Source organism: Luedemannella helvata, assembly GCF_039528415.1.
Taxonomy (GTDB): Bacteria; Actinomycetota; Actinomycetes; order Mycobacteriales; family Micromonosporaceae; genus Luedemannella; species Luedemannella helvata.
This window is the reverse complement of the sequence record NZ_BAAALS010000004.1, coordinates 104,883-128,714: the sequence shown is the minus strand read 5'-3', so window position 1 is coordinate 128,714 and position 23,832 is coordinate 104,883. Positions and strand designations below refer to the sequence as shown.

25 protein-coding genes are annotated in these 23,832 nt (G+C 73.2%); 10 read left to right on the top strand and 15 right to left on the bottom strand.

The genetic code is table 11. The features are described from left to right. Positions 1 to 15 precede the first annotated feature (15 nt). Positions 16 to 507: an LURP-one-related/scramblase family protein gene (locus ABD191_RS05510; RefSeq protein WP_344077516.1), complete on the bottom strand. Its 492-nt coding sequence runs from the start codon at positions 505 to 507 to the stop codon at positions 16 to 18. A gap of 65 nt (positions 508 to 572) precedes the next feature. Between ABD191_RS05510 and ABD191_RS05505 the strand changes: the two genes are divergently transcribed. Further along, complete coding sequence (locus ABD191_RS05505; RefSeq protein WP_425560655.1) at positions 573 to 1,361, top strand: LLM class F420-dependent oxidoreductase; 789 nt, start codon at positions 573 to 575, stop codon at positions 1,359 to 1,361. On the opposite strand, the gene ABD191_RS05500 is transcribed toward ABD191_RS05505, so the two are convergent. Next, entirely contained in the window at positions 1,351 to 1,710 is a 360-nt protein-coding gene (locus tag ABD191_RS05500; protein WP_344077512.1) for a winged helix-turn-helix transcriptional regulator, read from the bottom strand. The genes ABD191_RS05505 and ABD191_RS05500 overlap by 11 nt on opposite strands. A gap of 62 nt (positions 1,711 to 1,772) precedes the next feature. On the opposite strand from ABD191_RS05500, the gene ABD191_RS05495 reads away from it, so the two are divergent. After that, positions 1,773 to 2,369 (top strand): NAD(P)-dependent oxidoreductase, encoded by a 597-nt coding sequence (locus ABD191_RS05495; protein ID WP_344077510.1) that lies wholly within the window; start codon positions 1,773 to 1,775, stop codon positions 2,367 to 2,369. A gap of 149 nt (positions 2,370 to 2,518) precedes the next feature. After that, entirely contained in the window at positions 2,519 to 3,562 is a 1,044-nt protein-coding gene (trpD, locus tag ABD191_RS05490; RefSeq protein ID WP_344077508.1) for an anthranilate phosphoribosyltransferase, read from the top strand. Between the two features lie 198 nt (positions 3,563 to 3,760). On the opposite strand, the gene ABD191_RS05485 is transcribed toward trpD, so the two are convergent. From ABD191_RS05485 to ABD191_RS05470, 4 genes are read right to left on the bottom strand one after another with little or no spacing between them, the layout of a single operon-like run. Beyond that, on the bottom strand, positions 3,761 to 4,633 hold the full coding sequence (locus tag ABD191_RS05485; protein WP_344077506.1) for a DUF72 domain-containing protein: 873 nt from the start codon (positions 4,631 to 4,633) through the stop codon (positions 3,761 to 3,763). A 35-nt stretch (positions 4,634 to 4,668) separates the two neighbouring features. Continuing rightward, entirely contained in the window at positions 4,669 to 5,331 is a 663-nt protein-coding gene (locus tag ABD191_RS05480) for a VOC family protein (protein WP_344077504.1), read from the bottom strand. Between the two features lie 14 nt (positions 5,332 to 5,345). Further along, positions 5,346 to 6,236 (bottom strand): transketolase family protein, encoded by an 891-nt coding sequence (locus ABD191_RS05475; protein WP_344077502.1) that lies wholly within the window; start codon positions 6,234 to 6,236, stop codon positions 5,346 to 5,348. After that, positions 6,236 to 6,910: a transketolase gene (locus ABD191_RS05470; RefSeq protein WP_344077500.1), complete on the bottom strand. Its 675-nt coding sequence runs from the start codon at positions 6,908 to 6,910 to the stop codon at positions 6,236 to 6,238. Before ABD191_RS05470 ends, ABD191_RS05475 begins: the two co-directional genes overlap by 1 nt. 46 nt (positions 6,911 to 6,956) lie before the next feature. On the opposite strand from ABD191_RS05470, the gene soxR reads away from it, so the two are divergent. From soxR to ABD191_RS05445, 5 genes are all read left to right on the top strand, one after another. Beyond that, positions 6,957 to 7,394 carry a redox-sensitive transcriptional activator SoxR gene (gene soxR / locus ABD191_RS05465; RefSeq protein ID WP_344077498.1) on the top strand — a complete coding sequence of 146 codons (438 nt, stop codon included), beginning with the start codon at positions 6,957 to 6,959 and terminating at the stop codon, positions 7,392 to 7,394. A 27-nt stretch (positions 7,395 to 7,421) separates the two neighbouring features. After that, positions 7,422 to 7,817, top strand: coding sequence for a DUF2237 family protein (locus ABD191_RS05460; protein WP_344077495.1), 396 nt, complete (start codon positions 7,422 to 7,424; stop codon positions 7,815 to 7,817). Between the two features lie 127 nt (positions 7,818 to 7,944). Next, positions 7,945 to 9,072, top strand: coding sequence for an RNA ligase RtcB family protein (locus tag ABD191_RS05455; RefSeq protein ID WP_425560660.1), 1,128 nt, complete (start codon positions 7,945 to 7,947; stop codon positions 9,070 to 9,072). Further along, a complete protein-coding gene (prfH, locus tag ABD191_RS05450; RefSeq protein WP_344077491.1) occupies positions 9,069 to 9,713 on the top strand; it encodes a peptide chain release factor H in 645 nt (214 codons plus the stop codon). The genes ABD191_RS05455 and prfH overlap by 4 nt, the downstream gene beginning before the upstream one ends. A gap of 24 nt (positions 9,714 to 9,737) precedes the next feature. Next, positions 9,738 to 10,385, top strand: a complete 648-nt coding sequence (locus ABD191_RS05445; protein WP_344077489.1) for an MSMEG_1061 family FMN-dependent PPOX-type flavoprotein — start codon at positions 9,738 to 9,740, stop codon at positions 10,383 to 10,385. A gap of 20 nt (positions 10,386 to 10,405) precedes the next feature. Here the strand turns inward: ABD191_RS05445 and ABD191_RS05440 are convergent, their stop codons facing one another. The 3 genes from ABD191_RS05440 to ABD191_RS05430 form a co-directional block, all read right to left on the bottom strand. Continuing rightward, entirely contained in the window at positions 10,406 to 11,344 is a 939-nt protein-coding gene (locus tag ABD191_RS05440; RefSeq protein ID WP_344077487.1) for a methylenetetrahydrofolate reductase, read from the bottom strand. Between the two features lie 70 nt (positions 11,345 to 11,414). Continuing rightward, positions 11,415 to 13,208 (bottom strand): ABC transporter ATP-binding protein, encoded by a 1,794-nt coding sequence (locus tag ABD191_RS05435; RefSeq protein ID WP_344077485.1) that lies wholly within the window; start codon positions 13,206 to 13,208, stop codon positions 11,415 to 11,417. Continuing rightward, positions 13,205 to 15,052 (bottom strand): ABC transporter ATP-binding protein, encoded by a 1,848-nt coding sequence (locus ABD191_RS05430; protein ID WP_344077483.1) that lies wholly within the window; start codon positions 15,050 to 15,052, stop codon positions 13,205 to 13,207. Before ABD191_RS05430 ends, ABD191_RS05435 begins: the two co-directional genes overlap by 4 nt. 225 nt (positions 15,053 to 15,277) lie before the next feature. Here ABD191_RS05430 and ABD191_RS05425 point away from each other — a divergent pair, with 225 nt between their 5' ends. Then, complete coding sequence (locus ABD191_RS05425; protein ID WP_344077481.1) at positions 15,278 to 16,396, top strand: FAD-dependent oxidoreductase; 1,119 nt, start codon at positions 15,278 to 15,280, stop codon at positions 16,394 to 16,396. Between the two features lie 7 nt (positions 16,397 to 16,403). Here the strand turns inward: ABD191_RS05425 and ABD191_RS05420 are convergent, their stop codons facing one another. From ABD191_RS05420 to alr, 5 genes are all read right to left on the bottom strand, one after another. Continuing rightward, a complete protein-coding gene (locus ABD191_RS05420; RefSeq protein WP_344077480.1) occupies positions 16,404 to 17,348 on the bottom strand; it encodes an acyltransferase domain-containing protein in 945 nt (314 codons plus the stop codon). A gap of 28 nt (positions 17,349 to 17,376) precedes the next feature. After that, positions 17,377 to 18,042, bottom strand: a complete 666-nt coding sequence (locus ABD191_RS05415; protein ID WP_344077479.1) for a response regulator — start codon at positions 18,040 to 18,042, stop codon at positions 17,377 to 17,379. Beyond that, positions 18,042 to 19,283 carry a sensor histidine kinase gene (locus tag ABD191_RS05410; protein ID WP_344077478.1) on the bottom strand — a complete coding sequence of 414 codons (1,242 nt, stop codon included), beginning with the start codon at positions 19,281 to 19,283 and terminating at the stop codon, positions 18,042 to 18,044. Before ABD191_RS05410 ends, ABD191_RS05415 begins: the two co-directional genes overlap by 1 nt. Before the next feature lie 90 nt (positions 19,284 to 19,373). After that, positions 19,374 to 20,324, bottom strand: coding sequence for a D-alanine--D-alanine ligase family protein (locus ABD191_RS05405; protein ID WP_344077477.1), 951 nt, complete (start codon positions 20,322 to 20,324; stop codon positions 19,374 to 19,376). Then, positions 20,321 to 21,454: an alanine racemase gene (gene alr / locus ABD191_RS05400; RefSeq protein WP_344077475.1), complete on the bottom strand. Its 1,134-nt coding sequence runs from the start codon at positions 21,452 to 21,454 to the stop codon at positions 20,321 to 20,323. Before alr ends, ABD191_RS05405 begins: the two co-directional genes overlap by 4 nt. 146 nt (positions 21,455 to 21,600) lie before the next feature. Between alr and ABD191_RS05395 the strand changes: the two genes are divergently transcribed. Continuing rightward, a complete protein-coding gene (locus tag ABD191_RS05395) occupies positions 21,601 to 22,380 on the top strand; it encodes a class I SAM-dependent methyltransferase (protein ID WP_344077473.1) in 780 nt (259 codons plus the stop codon). On the opposite strand, the gene ABD191_RS05390 is transcribed toward ABD191_RS05395, so the two are convergent. Next, on the bottom strand, positions 22,373 to 23,713 hold the full coding sequence (locus ABD191_RS05390) for a serine hydrolase domain-containing protein (protein ID WP_344077471.1): 1,341 nt from the start codon (positions 23,711 to 23,713) through the stop codon (positions 22,373 to 22,375). The two genes, ABD191_RS05395 and ABD191_RS05390, sit on opposite strands and share 8 nt — an antisense overlap. Positions 23,714 to 23,832 lie beyond the last annotated feature (119 nt).

Genomic DNA, 23,832 nt, shown 5'->3' with positions numbered 1-23,832 from the left:
CGGCCCGGCGCGTACTCACGAATCGTCTTTGTCCTCACGCTCCTCGGCGAGATCCAGAGCCAGGGCCACCCCCAGGATCAGCAGGTGGTTCTCGCTGTCGGCGATGTCCACCGCGTAGGTGTCACGGATGCTGACCCACCGCTTGGAGACCGTGGCGACGGTGGCGCCGTCGCGCCGGATGGTGAACTCGTGGTCGAGCAGGCTGCCCTTCATGGTCAGGTCGTGCGGGCCGGGCACGTCGATGACGTACCGGTCACGGAACAGCCGCAGGAACCGCTTGCGGACGACGGCGGCCTTCTCCCCGCCGATCGTGACCAGGTAGGACGGGCGCAGCGCGATCAGGCGCCGGCGCACCTCGGCGACGGGGGTGCCATCGGGGTCCTTGATGACCAGCCGGTCACGCAGGGACAGCACCTTGCCGTCCACGTCGAACACCGTACGGCCGCCCTCGTCCGTGATCTCGGAGTCGTTGCCCAGTCGGAAGAAGCGCTCCTTGATGAGATACATGCCCTCATGGTGCCCGCGTGTTCCAAGTGCGACACGCGCCGCGAATTCCCCGATAGGTTGACATGGTGAGAGACGTACGGATCGCGCTGCAACTGCAGCCCCAGCACGCCGACTACCGCAGGATCCGCGACACGGTCGCGGAAGCCGAGCAGCTGGGCGTCGACATCATCTTCAACTGGGACCACTTCTACCCGCTCAGCGGCGACCCCGACGGCCTGCACTACGAGTGCTGGACGATGCTGGCCGCCTGGGCCGAGCAGACCTCCCGCGTCGAGTTCGGCGCCCTGGTCACCTGCAACAGCTACCGCAATCCCGACCTGCTCGCCGACATGGCGCGCACGGTCGACAACATCAGCGACGGCCGTCTCATCCTCGGCATCGGCTCCGGCTGGTTCGAGAAGGACTACCAGGAGTACGGGTACGAGTTCGGTACGCCGGGCAGCCGCCTGGACGCGCTGGCCGAGGCGCTGCCCCGCATCGAGCGGCGCCTGTCGGTGATCAACCCGCCGCCGGTACGCAAGATCCCCTTCCTGATCGGCGGCGGCGGCGAGAAGAAGACCCTGCGCCTGGTCGCCAAGTACGCCGACATCTGGCACAGCTTCGCCGACGCGGAGGTCCTGCCCCGCAAGTCGGCCATCCTCGCCGAGCACTGCGCCGCCGTGGGCCGCGACCCCGCCGAGATCGAGATCTCCGTGAGCGTGGCCGGCCGCGGGCAGTCCGCCAAGCCCGACGAGCTGGGGCCGCAGTTCGTGGACCTGGGCGCCACCCTGTTCACGGTCGGCGTCAGCGGCCCCGACCACGACCTGAGCCAGCTGCGCGACTGGATCACCTGGCGCGACGGCTTCAAGCGCTAGCCGCGTCGCGGGCCGCGAGCAGCTCGCCGAGGTGCTCGCGGCTCCACGCGCAGGCCGCGGCGAGCGGCGTCAGCAGGGTGCGACCCAGGTCGGTCAGCGCGTACTCCACGCGGGGCGGCATGCCACCGTGGTCGGTGCGGCGGACGAACCCGTCGCGCTCCATCGCCCGCAGCGTCCCGGTGAGCACCTTCGGGGTGATCGGCCGCAGCGGTACGCCCAGTTCGGAGAACCGTCGGGGCCCGTCGCGCAGGCAGACGAGGACCTTCGCCGTCCACTTGTCGCCGACGCGGAACGGCGGGTCCACGTCCGCGCATCCGGCGAACATGTCGGGGTCCAGCGCACCGGTCATCGCCCCAGGCTACGACAACTATCGTTGCGGTAACCGGGGCCGGGCCCGCTACGGTCCCCCGCATGAAACGCATCGTGGTTTTCGGAGCGGGGGGACGCGCTGGTCGCCGCGTCGTGGCCGAGGCCGCCTCCCGCGGGCATCAGGTGACCGCCGCCGGCCGCGACACCGGCGACGTCACCTCCGCGGACGACGTGGCCCGACTCGCGGCCGGGCACGACGCCGTGGTCAACGCGGCCGCCCGGGTCGATGTCCCGGCGGAGACCTTCTTCCCGGCCGCGGCGCGGGCCCTCGTCGACGGGCTCAGGCGCGCGGGCGTGAGCCGGCTGGTCGGCGTCGGCATCGGTACGGCCCTGCAGACCGCGCCGGGCGTCGCCGTGCACGACGCGCCCGACTTCCCCGCGCCGTACCGGGCGTTCTCGCTCGGCCATGTCGCGCAGCTCGACGTGCTGCGCGACGCGGACCTGGACTGGCTTCTGCTCGCCCCGCCGCCCGTCGTGCTGGACGACGCGGCTCCCCGCACGGGCCGGTACCGGCTCGGCGACACGTCCGTGCTGCCGGGCGAGCAGGCGTTCTCCTACGCCGATCTGGCCGTAGCCATCGTCGACCAGATCGAGACGCCAACCCACCACCGGACAATGGTGGCCCTCGGCGCGGTGTAGGGTGTGCGCATGCTCGCGCGCGTGAACTCGTGGTGGCCCGCCTCCTAGGCGGACCGTCACACGCGCACCCACCCGGCCGCCTCCCGCGAGGCGGCCGTCGCCGTGTTCAGCGGCCGGCGCCTCCGGTGGCCCCGAACCCGGAGGACACCATGACGCACACCTGGCCCGCGCTGCTGGCCGACCTGCTCGCGGGGCACGACCTGACCGCCGAGGCCGCTGCCTGGGCCATGGGTGACGTCGTCAACGGCGATGCCACCCCGGCGCGGCTGGGCGCGTTCCTCGCCGCGCTGCGCGCCAAGGGCGAGACCGCCGCCGAGGTGGACGGACTGGTCACCGCCCTGCTCGGCTCGGCCGCCCCGATCGTGGTGCCCGGGCCGACCCTGGACATCGTCGGTACGGGCGGCGATGGGACGAACGCGGTGAACATCTCCACCATGGCGGCGATCGTCGTGGCCGCGACCGGGACCACTGTCGTCAAGCACGGCGGGCGGGCGGCGTCGTCGACCACGGCCGGCGCGGCCGACGTGGTGGAGCGGCTGGGCGTACCGCTCAGCGTGCCCGCTGGCGCGCACGCCGCGATCGCCGCGGCGGCGGGCATCACGTTCATCTTCGCGGGGGCCGCTCACCCGGGCATGTCGCGCGCGGCCCCGATCCGCCGCGACCTGGGCGTACCGACCGTGTTCAACGTCCTCGGCCCGCTCATCAACCCGGCCCGGCCGGCGCACCGGCTCATCGGGGTCGCGGACCCGCGCCTGCTGCCCGTCGTGGCCGAGGTGCTGCGCCGGCGCGGCGCGAGCGCGCTGGTGGTGCGCGGCGACGATGGGCTGGACAAGCTGACCACGACCACGACGTCGCGGGTGTGGGTCGTGCGGGACTTCACGGCGACCGAGCACGTCCTGGACCCGCGCGAGCAGGGGATCCCCCGCCCGGCTGACGGGGCGCTGCGCGGCGGCGACGCGGACGCGAACGCGGCCGTGGTCCACGCGCTGCTCGCGGGCGAGCGTGGTCCGGTGCGCGACGCGGTGCTGCTCAACGCGGCCGCCGCGACGCTCGCCGCGACGCCGGCGGCCGCGGCACCGCTCGACTCGCTCGACAAGGCACTCGTACGCTGCGCCGAAGCGATCGACTCGGGCGCCGCCGCGACGACCTTGGCCACCTGGCGCGATGCGGCCCAGACCTACCACCGTTCGTAGTCCGGCACGTCGTCACGCTGCGTTCGCCCTGCCGTCGTCGGAGGATGCCGCCTCATGATCGGCCCGATCTTCTACCTGTGGCAGCGTCCGGGGTTCGAAGGGTGGGGACAGGCTTTGGTGAATCTTGGGACGAAAGTGCCGCCGGAGAAGCGTTTTCGTCCCAAGATTCAATACGCCCGGCTCTCCGAAGCAGAGCCATCAGGGGACGGCGTCCGTGCGTTCGAGCAGGGCGGCCAGCTGCTGGGCGTCGCGTTGGGCCTGGTCGCCGCAGCAGTTGTTCATGATGACGTGCAGCTGGTCCGCGTCCTCGGCCAGCTCGCGTAGCCGGCCGGCCCAGGCGGTCAGCTCCTCGTCGGAGTACGCGTACCGGAACTTCTCCTTCTTGTCCCCGGTGGCCCACGCGTCGCTGCGGCCGTGGAACCGCATCACGGCCGGCTCGGCGGTCGCGACCAGCACCGGGGGCAGGGAGCTGGCATGCCCCTGCGGCATGTCGACGCACACGAACGACAGGTCCTCGTGGCACAGGAACTCGACCGTGTCGATCGCGTTGGACGGCGCGAGCCAGGAGGCGTGGCGCAGCTCGACGGCCACCCGCATGGGCCTGCACCGCCGCGCCGTCTCGGCGATGCGTCGCTTGGCGGCGGCCCCGTAGGCGAACCAGGGCGGGAACTGCAGCAGCACCACGCCCAGCTTGCCGGCCGTCGCCAGGGGCCGCAGCGCGTCGAGGAACCGGTCCCAGATCTCGTCGAGCAGCTGTGGCGTCAGGTCGCGCGGGCGTACCCGGTCGGGGCGCAGGTCGCGCGGCAGCGCGGTCACCGGCGTCGGGTGGCCGGTGAACAGGCTGAACGCCTTGATGTTGAACAGGAAGTCGTCGGGCGTGCGGTGCACCCACGCCGTGGTGGTCTCGACGGCCGGGATGGCGTAGAACGAGGTGTCCGCCTCCACCAGGTTGAAGCGCTCCGCGTAGTACGCGAGCCGGCCGGCGGGCGTGTTGGCCTCGCGCGGGTACCACCCCGACTCGAGCAGCATCCGGTCGGCCCAGCTCGCCGTGCCGACTCTCATCTCACCCATGTGGACGGTTATGCCCCGGTGCGGCACTGTCCACACTAGTCGTCGCGACCCTGCCAGGTCGTCACGCATGCCTCGTTGCCCTCGGCGTCGGCGAGCACCCAGAACGCGGGCGCCTGCGCGTCCGAGACCAGCCGGCCACCGGACGCGAGGGCCGCCATGATCCGGGCGGGTGCCTCGTCGTGCGGGACGCAGATGTCGAGGTGGATCCGGTTGCGTTGCGGGCGCGGCGCGTCCATCTGCTGGAACCAGACGGCCGGGCCCTGGGCCGCCGGGTCGATGAGCGCGCCCCCGTCGCCGGGCTCATCGGCGTACCCGAGAAGGGTTTTCCAGAACGGCCGGACGGCGGGGATGTCGAGGGCGTCGATGGCGATCTCGACGACCTGCACGGGTCGCGGCGTGCCCGGCTCGGTGGCCAGCCCGGCGGCGGTGATCCGGCGGGCGAGGTCGACGTCGCGGGCCGTCACGGCGCCGACGGCGACCGTCTGCAGGACGAGGCTGACCCGGTCGGCGCGCACGTCGAGACGCAGGTGGGTGTCGGCGTGGTCGCCGCACGCGGCGACCGCCCGGGCCGCCGCGTCCGCCGCCTCGGCCAGGGAGCCGACGGCGACGGACGCGCGCAGCGCGCCGAGCAGCAGGCGCCAACCGTCGTCGCCGACCGCGTCCGACGCTTCCTGCCGGGTCAGGATCCGCTCATCCATGCGGGCATTGTCGCCTACGGCCGGAAGAAGGCGCTCAGCGAGCGGCGCAGGCCTGCCGGGTCGAGCCCGTGGGCGCGCGCGTGATCGGCGGGCGTGCCGTAGCGGTGCAGGTCGGCCCGGCCGACGCCGAGCGCGGCCAGCCGGTGCGGCCGCATGCGCAGCGCGTCCGCGACCACCCGCGCCGAGGTGCCGGCCAGGTAGGGCTCCACGATCGCGACCGCCGGCGTCGCGCCGGCCAGGGACCGCAGGCCGGCGGCGTCGAACGGGCGGGGCGTGTGCGTGTACGCGACCGTGACGTCAAGGCCCTCCGTCGCGGCGAACACCGCGTCGAGGGTGGGCCCGACCGCCACGGCGACGTCACCGCTCGACCCGGGCCGCACCACCGTGAGCCGACCGTCCGCGGCCGTGTCGACGGCGCGGGTGTTCGTCTCCGTGGACATGCGCAGGTAGACGGGACTGTCGTCGCCGGCCGCCGCGCGCAGCAGCGGGCCGACCTCGTCGGCGTGCCCGGGCACCCGTACGGTCCAGCCGTCCAGCGTGTCGATCAGGGCGACGTCCCCGGGCGCCTGGTGGGTACGGCCGCTCGCCGACGCGTCGTAGGACGAGCCGATGGTGGCCAGGATGGCGTCCACGCCCTGGTGGTCGATGTCGAGCTTGACCTGCTCCCAGGCCCGCTCGACGACGAACGGCGCGTACGAGTGCACGATCGGCCGCAGCCCGGTCAGCGCCAGCCCGCCCGCGACCGACACCATGAGCTGCTCGCGGATGCCCACGTTGAGCACCCGGTCGGGGTGCGCCCGCGCGGCCGGCACGAACGCGTCGGCGGAGATGTCGGCCAGCACCAGCGACAGGCGCGGGTCCTCGGCAAGCAGGGCGGTGGTCGTCTCGACGAAGGCCTCGCGCATCACGCACCCCACTTCTGCTCGGTCACGGCGACGAACACGTGCGGGCGACCCGGCTGGTGCGCGCGCAGGCCCGCCTCGATCCGGTCGTGGTCACGGCCGTCCGCGGTGACGGCGGTCCACCCGTTGACGGTGAAGCGGCCCGCGATCCCGTCGCGCCAGCCGTGCGTCGCCGACTGGTTGTCGATCACGACCGCGGTCAGCGAGTCCAGGCCGATCGCGCCCGCGTAGGCGATCGCCTCATGGTTGCTGCCCTCGTCCAGCTCCGCGTCGCCGACGAGCACGTACACGCGTGGCCGGGTCAGGCCCTGCGCCCGCAGGCCGAGCGCGACGCCCACCCCCAGCGGCAATCCGTGCCCCAGCGAGCCGCTGGAGATCTCCACCCCCGGCACGAGCAGCCGGTCCGGGTGGTGGCCCAGCGGGTTGTCCCACCGGCCCATCCCGTCCAACCATTCGTCGGGGATAAACCCCTTCTCCGCGAGTACGGCGTAGAAGGCGGCGGGCCCGTGCCCCTTGGAGAGGAGGAAGTAGTCCCGCTCGGGGTCGTCGGCGGTCTGCGGCGAGACCCGCAGCACCCGGTCGTAGAGGACCCAGAGCACGTCAAGAGTCGAGTACGCGCTGGGCGAGTGCTTCTCGTCACCCGTGAGACGGGCCAGTGGCGAGGCAAGTACGGTCATGCTTCTACCCTGGGACTTAAAGTTGACTTCACCTCAAGGCCCCGTGATGCAGGACTCATTGACGATCGGAGAGCTGTCCGCCCGCAGCGGCGTGGCAGCCTCGGCGCTGCGCTACTACGAGCGCCTGGGCCTCATCCAGGCGGACCGCACGAGCACGAACCAGCGCCGGTACGCCCGCCACCAGCTGCGCCGCGTGTCGTTCATCCGCATCGCGCAACAGGTCGGCCTGTCGCTCGACGAGATCGCCGACGCGCTCGCGTCGCTGCCGGAGAACCGCACCCCCACGAAGAAGGACTGGGCCCGGCTGTCGGCCCGCTGGGAGTCGCGCCTCGACGAGCAGATCGCCCTGCTGCGACGGCTGCGCGAGCGCCTCACGGGCTGCATCGGCTGCGGCTGCCTGTCCCTGCGCAAGTGCCGCATCATCAACCCCGGCGATGTTTTCGGCGCGGAGGGACCGGGCCCACACCAGCTCTTCCACGACTGATCCGGCCGGACGTGACAAGCTGACCGCATGGCAGATGATCGGAACGTGCTCGGCGGCGAGCTGGAGCCCTGCGGCACCGACCCGGTCACCGGGTTCTACCGGGACGGGTGCTGCTCCACCGGCCCCGACGACATGGGCAGCCACACGGTGTGCGCGGTGGTCACCGCCGAGTTCCTGGCCCACCAGCGCAGCATCGGCAACGACCTGCTGACGCCCCGGCCCGAGTACCGGTTCCCGGGCCTGCGCCCCGGCGACCGGTGGTGCGTGGTGGCCGCCCGGTGGCTACAGGCATACCAGGACGGGGTGGCCGCGCCCGTCGTGCTCGCCTCGACCCACGCCGCCGCGCTCGACATCATCCCGCTCGACGCCCTGCGCCAGCACGCCGTCGACGTCCCCGAGGACCCCAGCTCACTCCAGCAGTAAGCGCCACGACGTCGGCGATGAGGTTCATCGGCGGTAATTGCATTGCCGCCGAGGCGACGGATGTGCGACGGTGCCTGTCATGACGCTCTGACGGACGCACCCACGCCCCATCAAGACCTCGGCTCCCCTGCCGTCCGTTCACGCTTGTCAGCGAAAGAGAGCGTCCTTGTCCGTCACCGTGTTCGCCTCCCCCTCCAGCTGGATCGAGTCCGACGCGCTCACCCAGTGCCACCAGGTCGCCGCCCTCGACGGCATGATCCACGTCGCCGGCATGCCGGATCTGCACCCCGGCAAGGGCGCCCCCATCGGCGCCGCCATGACCTCGACCGTCCTCTACCCGTTCCTCGTGGGCTCCGACATCGGCTGCGGCATCGCCGTGTTCCCCATCAGGCTCAAGCGCGTCGTACCGGAGAAGCTCGCCGCCCGCTTCCCCGACCTCGACCACGAGCCGGACGACGACGACCCCGCCTGGGACGCCCTCGACGGGGACATCCCCGGCGGTCACACCGAGGGCCTCGGCACGGTCGGTCGCGGCAACCACTTCGTCGAGCTGGCCCGCGTCGAGACCGTCCTCGACGAGGCGCACGCGAACCGGCTCGCGCTGGCCGCGGGCGACCTCGTCCTCATCGTGCACAGCGGCTCGCGCGGGCTGGGCGAGCGGATCCTGCGCGCGCACACCGAGGTGCACGGCGCCGGCCCGGCCGCCGATGCCGCCGCCTACCTGGTCGCGCACGACCGGGCCGTGCGGTGGGGCTCGCTGAACCGGCGGCTCATGGCGGCCCGGGTCGCGTACGCGCTCGGGGCCGAACCGGTCGAACCGGTCGTCGACGTGTGCCACAACCTCGTCGAGGTCCGCGACGGGGTGTACCTGCACCGCAAGGGCGCCGCGCCGGGCGACGGCCGCGACGTGCTCGTCGCCGGTACGCGGGGCACCCGCTCGTACCTGGTGGCCGCGCACGCCGGGCCGGAGGCCAACTTCTCCGTGGCGCACGGGGCGGGCCGCAAGATGTCGCGCGCCGACGCACTGCGGCGCGGGAAGGCCAAGCACACGGTCGAGGAGCTGCGCCGCACGCCGGTCGGGTCGCTCGTCGTGTGCGGCGACCGGCAGCTGCTGTTCGAGGAGGCGCCGACCGCGTACAAGCGCATCGAGCAGGTCATCGGCGACCTCGTGGACCACAAGCTGGCCACGCCGGTGGCCGCCACCGTGCCCGTGGTGACCTACAAGACGGCCGACGTGAAGCGGCGGCGGCCGTGAGCGTCCACCTGCTCATGTCGGCCGGGCGCGGCCCGCAGGAGTGCACCTGGGCCGTGGCCGAGCTGGCCCGCCGCCTGGAGGCCGACGCGAGGGAACGCCACGTGACGACCCGCCGCGTCGAGACCGTGGCGGGCGATCGGCCGGGCACGTTCCGGTCGGTGCTGCTGGAGGTGTCGGGTGACGGCCACGAGGCGTTCGCCGCCTCGTGGACCGGCACGCTGTGCTGGCAGGCGCCCAGCCCGTACCGGGCCAGCACCGGGCGCAAGAACTGGTACGTGATCGCGCAGCGGTGCCAGGTCGACGCCCCGCGTACCACGTTCTCCGAGTCGGACGTGGACATCGTCGCCTGCCGCACGGGTGGGCCGGGCGGGCAGCACCGCAACAAGGCCAGCACCGCCGTGCGGGCCACGCACCGCCCGTCCGGGCTGGTCGTCGTGGTCGACACGGAGCGGCAGTTCAGCCTCAACCGGGGCATCGCGCTGCGCCTGCTGCGCGAGCGCCTTGAGCGGGGTGACGACGCGGCGCAACGCGCCGTCGCGACCGCCCGTTGGCAGGTCCACGACGCCCTCATCCGGGGCAACCCCACCCGCGTCGAGCGACCTACCGGACCGGCCGCACAGACCAGGGCGCCTCGTCGATAAGATCCGTCCGCTAGGGTCGGCGGCATGACAGCAGCCCCCGTCACCAGCGTCTTTGAGTCGCTGCGCCTCGACGCCGTGACCGACCAGGAGGCGTTGCGCCGGGTCTACGAACTGCCCAGCGAGGTGGCCCTGCGCAAGCAGATGACCGAACTCACGGAGCCGACCCGGCGGCTGATCGGCTGCGCCTCGCTGGTTTTCATCGCCAGCGCGGACGCCGAGGGCAACCTCGACGTCTCCCCGCGCGGCGGCCCCGCAGGATTTGTCGCGGTTCTGGACGCGCGGACGGTGGCGATGCCGGACGCGACCGGCAACAAACGGCTGGACACCCTGCAGAACGTCGTCGCGACCGGACGGGTCGGGCTGCTGTTCGTCATTCCGGGACGCAGCACGACGCTCCGGGTGAACGGACGGGCCTGCGTCTCCACCCGCCCGGAGCTGTTGGCGCAGCTGACGGCCGTGGGCAAGCCGCCGGCCAGTGCGCTCGTGGTGGAAATTGACGAGGTCTATCCGCATTGCCCCAAATCGTTCCTGCGCAGCGGGGCGTGGGAGCCGGAGCAGTGGCTGCCGGCGGACGCCCAGCCGAGTACGGCCGAGGTGACCGTGGCCCAGCTGCGGATACCGGGGCTGACCATCGCCGACGTCGAGCAGGCGGAGGCCGACGCGCCGGACTAGGTACGAGTGACCGGCGGGGATCAGCCGCCCGCCACCGCCCCCCTGCCCAGCATGCGCGCGACGTTGGCCGCGAGCTCGACGGTCGCGTCGATCTCCACCTTGCGGATGGACACGCTCTCCACGTTGAACCCGTAGGGCATGGTGAGCCGCTCGCAGAAGTCGGCCAGGTCCCGGGCGATCGAGACCGCCTGCCGGCACGACTCCACGAGTGGGTCACTGGCATGGCGGATGGAGTTCTCCAGCCAGCGCGGCACCTCCACCCCGAGCCATTGGACGAAGTCCAGGGTCTTGAGCGACCCGCACACCGACAGGGTGAAGATGACCGGACGCGGCGCGATGCCCCGTGCCCGGCACTCGTAGAAGTAGTCGGAGATCAGGTTCTTCGTCTCGTTCACGTGGAAAACCACCTGCGAGACGAAGAAGGAGCAGCCACGTTCCTGTTTCGCCAGCATGCGCAGGTGCTCGTCCTGCCCGCGGGCGTGCCGCTCGCCGATCACGACGCCGCCGAGCATCAGCTCCGGACGCACCTGCCGGTGCGTGGCGTGCGCCGCCCGCAGGTCGGTGCGCACCGGCTTGCCCCGCGACGACGGACCGACGAAGACGCTGAGCACCCGCTGGGGATCAGCCTCGCGGAGCCAGTCGCGCAGTTCCTCGTCGTGGTACTTGCCGACACAGCGGTAGATGACGACCGGAAGATCGCCCGCGCTGAGGTGGTCGGCGTAGTACCGGGCCGGATCCAGGGTCGGCAGGAACGGGAACGGCCGCTCCTCGGCGACCCGGTCGGACTCGTCGTCGATGTCGTACAGGATCAACCCGTCGATGGGCAGCCGGGCCAGCCGCTGCGCCGTGACGGCCGCGATCTCCTTCACCCGTTGCTCGGTCTCGTGGCGCTTGGGCGGCGTCAGGCTGAACAGCAGGATGCCGGAATCTCCCGCGGCGAGCTTGTCACGAAGCGACATGAACGCCACGCTATGGCCCGGTGCGCCCTGAGACCGACGGGCCCTTCGCGATCCCAGTTCCTGAGCAAGGTCACGTCATCGGCGCGTACGCGGTGGCCTGGATGCCGTACAGGGTGGCGTAGCGGCCGCCCGCCGCGAGGAGTTCCTCGTGGGTGCCCTGTTCCACGAGCCGGCCCCGGTGCAGCACGAGGATGTGGTCGGCGCCGGCCACGGTCGAGAACCGGTGCGACACGATCATCGTGATCGCGCCGGTCCGGGCCGCGAGGTCGCGGGCGCGGGCCAGGTACCGCTCGAAGATCTCGTGTTCGCTCGGCGCGTCCAGCGAGGCGGTCGGCTCGTCGAGCACGAACAGCAGCGGGTCGGTGCGCATGGACGCCCGGGCCAGCGCGGTGCGCTGCCACTGGCCCTCGGACAGCTCGACGCCGTCGAACCGGCGCCCCAACTGGGTGTCCAGCCCGTCGGGCAGCCGGTCCACCAGCGCCCCCGCGTCGGCCGCCCGCACGGCGTGGTCCAGCCGGTCCGGATCGGACAGGTGAGCCAGGTCGCCCACGCCGATCGTCTCGCCGAAGCGGATGTGGAACCGGCCGAAGTCCTGGAAGGCGGCGCTCACCCGGGCACGCCATCCGGCCGGGTCCAGGTCGGCCAGGTCGCGGCCGTCGACTCTGATGTGACCGCGCTGCTGCCGGTAGAGGCTCGTCAACAGCTTGACGAGCGTGGTCTTGCCCGACCCGTACTCCCCCACGACCGCGACCACCGAGCCGGCCGGCAGCCGGCAGGTCACCTCGTCGAGGGCCGGCTGGACCGTCCCGGGATAGGTGAAGCCGACCCGGTCGAGCGTGATCCCCGTACGCAGCCGCGCCGGCGGTGTCGCGTGCCCGCCAACACGGGTCGCCGCCGCGTAGTCGTTCAGCCACACCAGCGGGTCGAGCAGCGTACGGCCGCCGACGGCCTCCCCGACCGCGAACAGCGTGTCCTGGATGGTGTTGCGCAGGCTGACCGCGACGGTGACCGCGAGCACCACGTCTCCGGCGCTCGCCTCACCGCGCGCCGTACGGTCGACGAGCAGCCACAGGCCGGCGGCGAACCCGGCCGTGAACAGCGTCCACCCGGTCAGTGTCCACGCGGCGGAGCGCACGCGGGCGCGGAACCGACCGCGCACGGCCTCGTCCCACGCCTGCCGTTGCCGGCGCGCGATGTCGTCGGCCGCGCCGCTGACCCGCAACTCCTTGCCGCCGGCCGGTTCGGTGGCGAGGTTGAACAGGTGGCGTTGCAGGCGGTACGCCTCGGCCGTGTCCGTCTCGGCCGCCGCCACGGCGCGCTGCCCGCGCTGGTCGAACCACAGCGGTACGGCCGCGAAGACCAGCAGGAGCAGCAGCCACGGCGTGACCGTGGCCATGAGCAGGAGCAGCAGGCCCAGCCGCAGCACGTGGCAGGCGGCCGCCACGGCCTGCCACGGGGCGTGGTTGAGCTGCCAGGCCGCGCCGCGCAGCACGGTGACGCGGTCGAGCAGGTCGGTGCGTTCGAGGTGGTCCAGGCCGTCGATGCGGGCGAGGTGCTCCTCGACGTGCCGGCGGATGTGCAGGACGCCGATCCGGTCGGCCAGCATGGCCTCCAGCGTGTGGTCGAGGCCGGCCAGGTACCTCCCCAGGGCGAACGCGCCGGCGGCGAGCGCCGCGCCGGCCGCGGCGGCGCGCGGATCGTGGCGCACGATCGCGTCGACGGCCACGCCCAGGGCGTACGCCATCGCCGGGGTGGTGACCACGCCCGCCACCCGCAGCGCGAGCAGGCCGGCCGTGGGCGCCGGGTGCAGCCGCCAGGACAGCCGCAGCAGCTCGACCAGCAGGTTCAGATAGCGCCGGGTCATGTCAGGTCTCCCTCGTGCAGGCGGTCGTCGAAGCCGCGCTGGAACCGCTGTGCCTGGACGGTGAACATGGCCGCGTACTCGCCGCCGGCGGCCATCAGCTGCTCGTGCGTGCCGGACTCGGTGATCCGGCCGCCGCGAAGCAGCACGATCCGGTCGGCTTGGCGCACCGTGGACAGCCGGTGCGAGATGAGGATCACGGACGCGTCGCCCCGGTGGGCGGCGAGCCGGTCGAACACGTCGCGCTCGGTGCGCACGTCCAAATGGGCGGTCGGCTCGTCGAGCACGAGCAGGCGGGCGCCCGTGCGCACCGCGTAGAGGGCGCGGGCCAGGGCCACCTGCTGCCACTGGCCGCCGGACAGGTCGACGCCGCCCGTGCGGGTGCGGGCCAGCGGCGTGTGCCACCCGTCCGGCAGCCGCGACACCACCTCGTCGAGCCCGGCGTCGCGGGCCGCGCCCGCGACCGCGGCCAGGTCGGGTGCGACGGCCGCGTTGCCGAGTGCCACGTTCTCGGCCGCCGGCAGGTAATAGCGCACGAAGTCCTGGAACACCACGGACAGCCGCCCGCGCCACGCGGCCGGGCCCAGGTCGGCGATGTCGACCCCGTCGGCGGTGATCCGCCCGGCGGTCGGCTCGTACAGCCCGGCCAGCAGCTTGATCAGTGTTGATTTGCCGGCGCCGTTGGCCCCCACGACCGCGAGCAGCTCCCCCGGCCGCACCTCAAGGTCCAGATCATCGAGTACGCGCTGACCGCTGCCCGGATACGTGAACCCGACGCCGTCGAAGCGCACGAGCGGCGGGCCGCTGCCGGGCGTACAAGAGGGATTGTGTTCGCGGTGCGGCGCTTGGCCGAGTTCGTCGCGCAGGCGGTCGAACGCCCGCAGGCACGTGGTCGCGTTGATCGTGGCGGTGGGCGAATCGGCGAAGGCGTCGAAGAGGCCGGCGCCCGCGACCAGGGCGGCCGCCGCGACCGCGACCGGCGCGCCGCCCCGCGCCGCGTCCACCGCGACGACGAGGTAGACGACGCCCAGTGGGACGAGGACGAGCAGGAACTGGCGCCACTGGCGCGCGAGGATGCGCCGGTTCACCGGCCAGAGCGGATCGTAGGCCGCGCGCAGGTGGCCGTCGATGCGCTCCAGCGCCCAGTCGCCGAGCCCGAAGATCCGCACCTCCTTGCCCTCGGCGGGCGACACCAGCGCGTCGGACCAGACGTCGGCGCGCATGCTGGGCAGGGGCACGTGGCGCCAGACGCGCCGGCGCTGCCGGCCCTCGTCCCAGCGCAACTGGTGGACCACGACGGCCGCCGCGAGCAGTAGTGGGACGGCCCACCAGGCGTACGCGGCGAGGACCACGCCCGCCCCGGCCAGGGCCAGCGCCCGGCCGATCAGGTCGAGTTGGGCGAGCGCGCCCGCGCCGGGCGTGCCGTCCATGAAGCTCTCCGGATCGGCGCGGGCGGTGCGGATGAGCGCCTGGACGTCGGGGCGCTCCAGCGCGCCGATCGTGTCGCTGCCGGCGGCGAGCCGGGACAGCTCGGCCCGGTGCCGGCCGTCGACGCGTGCCGCGGCCAGGTAACCCAGCGGCTGGCGGGCGGCCGCCACGGCGTGCCCGGTGAGCACCGCCAACGCGTAGGCGGCCAGTGGCGCGACCGCCGACCCGCCGGTGACGAGGCGGTCGATGAGCCAGCCGACCGCGACGGCGGCGCTGGCCGGGACGGCGGCGCCGAGCACGGTAAGGACGATCAGCCCGGCCAGCAGGCCGGGGCCGACCCAGGTCAGTCTGAGCAGCAGCTCGGCGCGGTCACGCGCGAACGCGGACACGGCGGCGCCAGGCACCGTACGTGAGGACATTGCGAAACTCCCTGGTGACGTCCACTCGGGACGGTCATGACGAATCGCACGACCGGCGGCGCGGGTCGTGGGCGCGAGTCACCAGGGATCAGTACATGTAGGCATGTTCACGCGTCCGCCGCGGCACGGCAAGGCATTTACGGCGTGTGGTCGACCTGTGAAGGTAGCGGGCAGGTCGTGTGCGGGCGGCCCGTCGGGCGGGCCGGCGGCCCTACGGTCGAGGGTGTGCTGACAGTTGACGTGCTCGTGGTGGGGGCCGGCCTGGCCGGGTTGGAGACCGCCAGGCTGCTCGCGGCGCGCGATCTTCGCGTCCTCGTGGTGGACCGGCGGCGGACGTTGACGACCGGCATCCGAACGACCGGGATCTTCGTGCGGCGCACCCTTGAGGACTTCGACCTGCCCGGGCACCTGCTCGGTCCGGGCGTGCGCGACGTGGTGCTGTACCCGCCCTCGCGGCGCTCCCCGATCCGGCTCACCAGCGACCGCGACGAGTACCGGGTGGCCGACATGGCGGGCGTGTACGAGCACGCGCGCCGCGCGGCCGAGTCGGCCGGCGCGACCGTGCTGCTGGGCACCCGGTACGACGGCAGGTCCCGGGGCCTGGTGCGGCTGGCCGGTGCCGAGCCCGTGACGGCGCGGTTCATCGTCGGCGCGGACGGCGCCCGGTCACGGGTGGCGCGCGACCTGGGGCTCGACGTCAACCGGCGGCTGCTCGTCGGCGCGGAACTGGTCCACCCGATCGCGTCGGGCACGACGACGCCGGCGTTTCACTGCGTGCTGGACCCGCGCGTGGCCCCCGGGTACCTGGGGTGGGTCATCGACGACGGCGAGCACGCGCACGTCGGCGTCGCCGGGTACGCGCACGCCATGCGTACCGGGGTCCGGCACCTGCTGGACGAGTTCGCGGCCGACGCGCCGGGGCGGGCGGCCCCGACCGGACCTGTCGAGCGGCGCGGCGGGCCGATCCCGGTCGGCGGGGTGCTGCGCCGGCTGGCCTGCCCGGACGGGCTGCTCGTCGGCGACGCGGCCGGCGCGGTGTCGCCGCTGACGGCCGGCGGGCTCGACCCGTGCCTGCGCATGTCCGAGCTGGCCGCGACCGTGGCCGCGCGGTACCTGCGCACGGGCGACGAGCGGGTGCTGCGCGGGTACGACGGGAACGCTCTGCGGGCCAGGTTCCGGGCCAGGCTGGCGCTGCGCCGCGCGTTCGCGGGCATCCGGTCGCCCCTGGCCGCCGAGGCGGCCGTCGCCGCGCTGCGCGGGCGGGCCGGCCGGGCGATGGCGGCTCGCGTCCTGTTCGGCGACGGGTCGTTCCCCGACGTCGTACCGCAGTTCGCGCACGGGTGAGGCCGCGCTAGAACGGGAAGCGGCCCTGATGCCAGCGCCAGTGCCCGCCCGCCCGCAGGTGGTCGACGACCACCCGTTGGAGCGCCGTGCGGCGCGGCAACCGGTCGAGCGGCGTGCTCAGGCTGCGGAACACGAACCGCAGCACCTCGACGTCGCCGTCGATGCCCTCGGGCTCCTCGTAGGGTTCCAGCTCGAACCTGCGCTGGAAGCGCACGATGTTGGACTCCTCGGGCAGGTACTCCAGCAGCTGCGGATCGAGCAGCCACGAACCGCAGGAGAACGCCGTGTAGTGCTCGTCGGGAAAGTGGCGCGGGAAGAACGCGCGGGCCTGGTCGAGCGATGCGTCGACCGCCTCCGGGGTCAGCTGCCCGGAGTCCGGGATGTGCAGGCCGATGGCGCCCTCGCCGCGCTGGTGCTGCAACCGGCCCAGCTCGTAGAGGCTGCCGCGCGCGTGCAGGGTCAGCCAGCTCTGCATGACCGGCCAGCCCTCGCCGTTCATGCGCCGGTCGACCGCGAGGTTGCGGCCCAGGTCCGCGAGGGTCGCCCACGACACGGCCTCGTCGATGCCGTGGTCGCGGTGGTACGCCATGACGACGTCGACCAGGGCCAGGTACGCGTACACGTAGAGGTGCCGCCAGGCGGGACCCCGCTCGCGCGGCAGTTCCGGTCCGGGCGGCAGCCAGCCGTTGCCACCGAGGTCGGCGCGGACGAGGGCGATGGACCGGTCGAGCAGCCAGCGCAGCTCGTCAGACCACAGTGGAGAGTCCGGGTCGGGCCAGCCCGCCATGATCTCGGCGGCATCGTCGGGTGGCACGGCGAGCCGGTCCAGGATCGCCGGCGCGTCAGCCTTCGCGGGCAGCGGCGCCGACGGCAGGTCGCCGGCCAACCGGTGTACGCGTTCGACGTCCTCGACGGCTACGCCGAGCCGGGCCGCGAGATCCTCCACGGGCACGCCGGCGATTCTATCGGCGGGGTGACCGTCACCGCACCAGGCCGTGTTCATGGGCGAACACGACGATCTGGACCCGGTCGCGCAGCGCCAGCTTGCGCAGGATCGCACCCACATGGGTCTTGACCGTGGACTCGCTGGCGAAGACCGTGCCGGCGATCTCCGCGTTGGACAGGCCCCGGGCCACGGCGGTGAACACCTCCCGTTCCTTGTCGGTGAGCCCCAAAAACGCCGCGGGCGGCGGCGTCTCGGCCCGGAACTGCCGGTCCAGGAGGGTGGCCAGGTCCTGCGGGGCGAGCACGGCGTTGCCGCCGTGGACCGTACGGATCGCGTCGCGCAGCATCAGCGGCGTGGTGTCCTTGAGCAGGAAGCCGCTGGCGCCGTGGCGGATGGCGGTGGCCGCCCGGTCGTCCAGGTTGAAGGTCGTCAGCACGATCACCCGCACGGGCTTGGTCCGCCGGGCCGCCCGCTCGGGTGCGAAGATCTGCCGGGACGCCTCGACGCCGTCCATCTCCGGCATCCGGATGTCCATCAGGACGACGTCGGGTCGCAGGTCGTCGACCAGGCGGACGGCCGCCACGCCGTCGCCGGCCGCGCCGACCACGCGCATGCCCTCCTGCGCGTCGACGATGACCCGTACCCCTTCACGGAAGAGTTCCTGATCGTCGACGAGCAGGACGGTGATGTCGTCGCTCATCACGCGCCGTTCCGGACGGGCACGAACGCGGTGACGGTGAAACTGATGCCGGCGGTCTGCTCGCGGCGGCGCACGTCGAGGTGGCCGCCGATGGCCTCAAGCCGTCGCCGCATGCCGTCCAGGCCACGTCCGGCGCTGTCGTCACCGGCGGCGTCGGCCATGTTGGTCACTTCGATGCGCAGGGTGTCGGTGACGCCGCCGGCCGGTTGGGGTGGCGGCCAGTGCCGCTCGGCCGTGATCGGCTGGTCGCGCCGGCCGTGCTTGATGGCGTTGGTGAGCATCTCCTGGAAGACCCGGTAGGCGACCGCAGCCGCCTCCCGGGGCAGTGGGCGTGGGGTGCCCAGCTCGCTCGCGACGATCTCGTGTCCGCTGCCGCGCGCTCCGACGATCAGATCGTCGAGCCGGTCGGCGTCATCGCGCCCCGTGGTCGCGTCCTGGGTCGTGGAGAGCACCTGCCGGACATCCTGCAGGGAAGAGCGCGCCGTGGTGGCGATCGTCTGCATGGCCCTCTTCAGCTTCCCGGTGTCGTCCAGGTACTGCCCCGACTCGGCCTGCGCCAGGATCACCGCGAGGGAATGGCCGACGACGTCGTGGACGTCACGCGCCAGGCGGGTCTGCTGATCGCGCAGGTGCGCGACCTCGCGTGCATGCTCGGTCTCGCGCAGCGCCCCGGCCGCCGTCTCCTCCGCGGCCAGCATGGAGGCCCGCGAGGTGCTCGCCCGGTCGAGGGAGCGCATGACCAGACCCGCCGGCCAGGGGGCGGCGACGACCAGCAACCCGATCAGCGACAGGATCAGCGGCGTCGTCGACTCCGCGCGGAGCATGCCGCCCGGCCTGGCTCCGGTGAGGAGCAGGTAGAGGCTGAAAACCCGGCCCTCGTGCAGGACGAACGCCACGACCACGGCCAGCGGCACCGACAGCGCGCTGCTCACGACGGTCAGCGGGCGGCCCCACCGCGCGCCGCCGAAGAACACGGCCGTCAACGCGAACTCGCTCAACATGATCGGCGCGTGGGACAGCACATGGAACAGGCCCAGTGCCCAGACGAGCCCGAGCGCCGCGCCCGGCGCCCGCCGGCACATCCCGACCGCGCCCGCGACCACCAGCGCCTGCGCGAAGCCCGCGGCGTGGCCGCCGTCCGTCATCGCCCAGAACATGGCGGCCTCGGTGAAGCCGACGACGAGCACAACGAACGCCGCGATCGCCTCGGGCAACCATGGGCGCCAGCCCGTTTCGCTCATCGGATCGTCCAGGTGGGTGGGGGTATGTCCCCGCAAGGGAACCATCCAGAGGGCTTGACCTGCAAAGCGGGTGACGACCGCCACGCGGTCTCAGGCCGCCAGCGCATCGCGTACCAGCAGATCGAGCAGGACACCGAAGGACATTCCCGTCGCGGCGAACATTCTGGGCACCTGGGACTGCGAGGTGAAGCCGGGCGTCGTGTTCACCTCGTTGAGCACCGGCCCGTCGTCCGTGAGAAAGAAGTCGATCCGGGCGACCCCGGCGCACCCCAGCGCGTCGAACATGCTCACGGCGGCCTGCTCGACCCGCTTGCGGGCCACCTCGTCCAGCGGGGCCGGGAGGAGGAAGTCCGGGAAGCCGCCGTACTTGGCGGCGAGGTCGAAGATCTCCCCCTCGGGTACGACGATCTCCAACGCGGGCGCGACGACCCGCGATCCGTCGGGGCGGCCCAGGACCGCGACATCGATCTCCCGCCCCACCACCAGATCCTCTACGAGTACCCGGTGGTCGTGGGCGAACGCGGCGTCCAGGGCCGGGCCGAGCCCGGCCGCCTCGCGGACCAGGGTGACCCCGTGGCTGGACCCCGCGGCGACGGGCTTGACCACGACCGGATGCGTGAAGGCGCACGAGCCGGCCCCGCCGCGCGTGAGCAGGCGGCCGGGCGCCGTGGCGATGCCGACGGCGCTCGCGACCAGCTTGGTGACCCACTTGTCCATCGCGAGCGCGCCCGCGCCGAGCGATGAACCCACCCACGGCACTCCGGCGAGATCGCACAACGCCGCGAGGGTGCCGTCCTCGCCGTGCGGGCCGTGCAGCACCGGGAAGGCCACCGCGCAGGATCGCAGCACATGGACCGCCCCGACCAGACCGATCGGGCGGCCCTCGCGGTCGCGCCAGACGCCGGCGGGGTCGATGGTGAGGCGGACGGCGTCGTACCCGGACTCCTCCAGGCCTTCCGCCACCGCGGCGGCCGACGCCAGGGAGACGTCGTGTTCGCAGTTGCGGCCGCCGCCGATCACGGCGACGCGGATGCGGCTCATGAGGCACTCCTTCGGTGCAGCCGGGCACTGAGGCCGGTGACGATCTCGTGTTCGACGGTCTCCGCCCAGCCGGCCCACTGCGCCGCGGTCGGCTCGCCCCGGTCCCCCGGTCCGAAGACCGTCACCGGATCGCCGACGGATGCCGGTGAGCCAGGTCCAAGGTCGATGACGGTCATGTCCATGGAAATGCGGCCCACGACGGGGCGGCGGGTGCCGGCGACCCAGACCTCCGCGCGGCCGGAGGCGAGCCGGGGAAGCCCGTCGGCGTAGCCGACCGGGATCAGGCCCAGCCGGGTCGCCCGCCGGGCCGTCCAGGTGTGCCCGTAGCCCACGGCGGTACCGGCCGGCGCGTTGCGGACGCTCACCAGCGGGGCGGTGAGAGTCAGAGCGGGCCGCAGCCGAACCGTGCCGGACTCGTCGATGCCCACCAGGCCCGCGCCGACGCGGCTCATCGTGTGGTGCGACAGCGGATCGCTGAGCGTGGCGGCCGTCGCGGCGAGGTGATGGTCGGCCGGCCGCAGCCCGGCCGCCCGGGCCACCCGCAGGCCCCAGGCGAACCGGTCCCGGCCCCGCGCGTTGGCGGCGTGGCCGGGCCGGTCGGCGCAGGGCAGGTGACCCATGATCCCGACGACGCGGAGCTGACCGCGCCGCTCGGCCTCCCGGGCGGCGCGGCACAGGCTGTCCCATCGGGCGGGCTCGGCCCCGTCGCGTCCCATCCCGGTGTCCAACTGCAGGTGGACGCGCGCGCCGGGGGCGCTACGGGCGATCGCGTGCAGGTGGTCCAGCCCGGGCACGCCCAGCTCGATGTCCAGCCGGGCCGCCGCGGCGAAGTCCGCACCCAGCGGATTGAGCCAGCTCAGTACCCGCTGGGTCAGCCCCGCCGCGCGCAGCGGCCGGGCCTCGTCGATGCTGGTGACGCCCAGGCGGGTGGCGCCGCCGGCGAGCGCGGCGCGGGCGACCTCGACCTGGCCGTGGCCGAACCCGTCGGCTTTCACGACGGCCATCAACTCGCCGGGGATACGCGATCTGATGGTGCGCACGTTCGCGGTGACAGCGCCCAGGTCGACATGAAGGGTCGCCCGCGGGTGCGGCGCCACCGGAGCGCCGGGCCGTAACAGCAGCATGGTCATGGCACCACGGTGCCCGCGCGGTGCCGCCGGTGCCTCCGCCTGAGGTGCCGATCGCCGGTCCTCAGGACCCGGTCGTCAGCCCTCGGGGTGGAGGCCGCCACTGAAAGTCTGGGCGCCGCCGCCCTGGGAATCCCTACCATGGCCGCATGACAGCGGAGGCGGGCAGCCACGTACCGGTCACCCGGCAGCAGTGGGACGAGCACGTGGCGGACTGGTTCGAGCAGGACGCGCACGCCCGGTGGACCGCCGTCGAGCCGTACTGGGGAATGTGGCGCGTCCCGCAGTCGCGGCTGCCGGTCCTGCCGGCGCGGCTCGCCGGGTTGTCCGTGGTCGAGCTGGGCTGCGGCACCGGGTACGTGTCGGCGTGGCTGTCCCGTGGCGGCGCGCGGCCGGTCGGCGTGGACGTCTCGGCCCGGCAGCTGGGCACGGCGCGGCGCCTACAGGACGCGGTCGGCCCGCGCTTCCCGCTGCTGCTCGCCGACGCCGAGCGGGTGCCGCTGCGCGACGGCTGCGCCGACCTGGTGATCAGCGAGTACGGCGCGTCCGTGTGGTGCGACCCGTACCGGTGGATTCCGGAGGCCGCCCGGCTGCTGCGCCCCGGCGGGCGCCTAATCTTCATGGCACAGTCCACATTGGCGCGCCTGTGCGTGCCGGAGCAGGGGCCGGCGACCGATCGGCTGGTGCGCGACCTGTTCGGGCTGCACCGCGTGGTGCGCCGCGACGACGAGGGCGACGAGTACCAGCTCTTCTCCCTGCCGCACGGCGAATGGATCAGGCTGCTGACCCGATGCGGCCTGATCGTCGAGGACCTCATCGAGGTACAGGTGCCGCCGGACGCGACGAATACCGACTTTCCGCAACTGCCCGACGAGTGGGCGCGGCGCTGGCCGGCCGAGGAGGTCTGGTTCGCCCGCGCCGTCAGCTGAGGGCGTCAGCGAGGACGTTGGCGACGGCCGCGCGCATCGGGTCGGGGTTTGCCCAGCTCCAGTTGGGATGCGCCCGGTTGGTGAGCAGCACCAGGACCAGCTTGCGGCGCGGCTCGACGAGCAGCGACGTGCCGGTGAAGCCCGTGTGCCCGAACGTCGACGCGGCCGACAGCCGGCCCATGAACCACGGCTGGCGCAGCGTGACGCCCAGGCCGTGATCGGACGGGCGGCCCGGCCGGTCGGGGTCGATCGCGGGCAGGCCCTTGTTGTAGTTGGTGAGCATCGCCTTGACCGTGCCGGCCTTGAGCAGGCGACCGCCGCCGGACAGCAGTGCCTGGCCCACGGCCGCCACGTCGGCCGCGCTGGCGAACACCCCCGCGCTGCCGGCGACGCCGCCGAGCTGGTTGGTCACGTCGTCGTGCACCACGCCGCGCAGCAGGCCGCGCGACGAGCGGGCGTCCGTGGCGACGAGCCGGCCCGACTTCGCGCTGGCGCTGAGCCAGCCCAGCGGGTTGAACCCGGTGTCGCGCAGCCCGAGCGGGCCGGTGATGCCGGCCCGCAGCGCGGCGTCGAGGCCCTTGCCGGTGACCTTCTCGACCAGTTGGGCGGCCACGAGCAGGCCGGTGCTGGAGTACCGGAAGGTGTCGCCGGGCGTGGCGCCGGACAGCAGCGGGGTGGCGAGGACGGCCGCGCGCCGCGCGGACAGGCCGGACACCGTGGAGATCTTCGCGCCGACCGGCAGCCCGCTGGTGTGCGTGAGCAGCATCCGAACGGTGACCGCGGACTTCCCGGCGCCCGTGAAGCCCGGCAGGTAGTCCACGACGGGGGCGTCCAGGTCGACCTTGCCGCGCTCCACCTGCTGCAACAAGAGGATCGACGTGTACACCTTGGTGAGCGACGCCAGGTCGAAGATCGAGTCGGGCCGCATGGCGACCCGCTTCGCGTCCGGCAGCTCGACCGGCCCGGCCCCGTAGCGCAGCGCGTGCCCGACCGCCACATGCGCGGTGACCTTGCCGTTGACCATCACCAGCGCGACCGCTCCCGCGTACGTCGGGTGGTTGGGGTTCTCCGCGGTCGGCTTGAGGTAGCGCTGCAGGGTCGACGTCAACTTCGCCGTGTACGGGGCACCGGTCGGTGGCGGCCGTCGCGTGGCGCTGGGCGAAGGGGACGGGGACGGTGACCCGGACGGCCGGGCAACCGCCCCGGCGCCGGGCTCGGCGGTCGCCCCCGCGTCGCGCCACAGCGCGGTGGGTTCGTCTCGGGCGCACCCGGTGATGGCGGCCGCGGCGACGGCCGCGCCGGTGCCGAGGATGGCCCGTCGAGTCAGCGGCATAACACCGCATCGTGCCATGGACGCCCGCGCCAGCCCACCACGCGGATGCGGCAGCGCACCTTTGTGGACAGTTGGTGGAAGCACCGTTGCACCTTTTGGCCGGTGGCGAGACCTGTCGC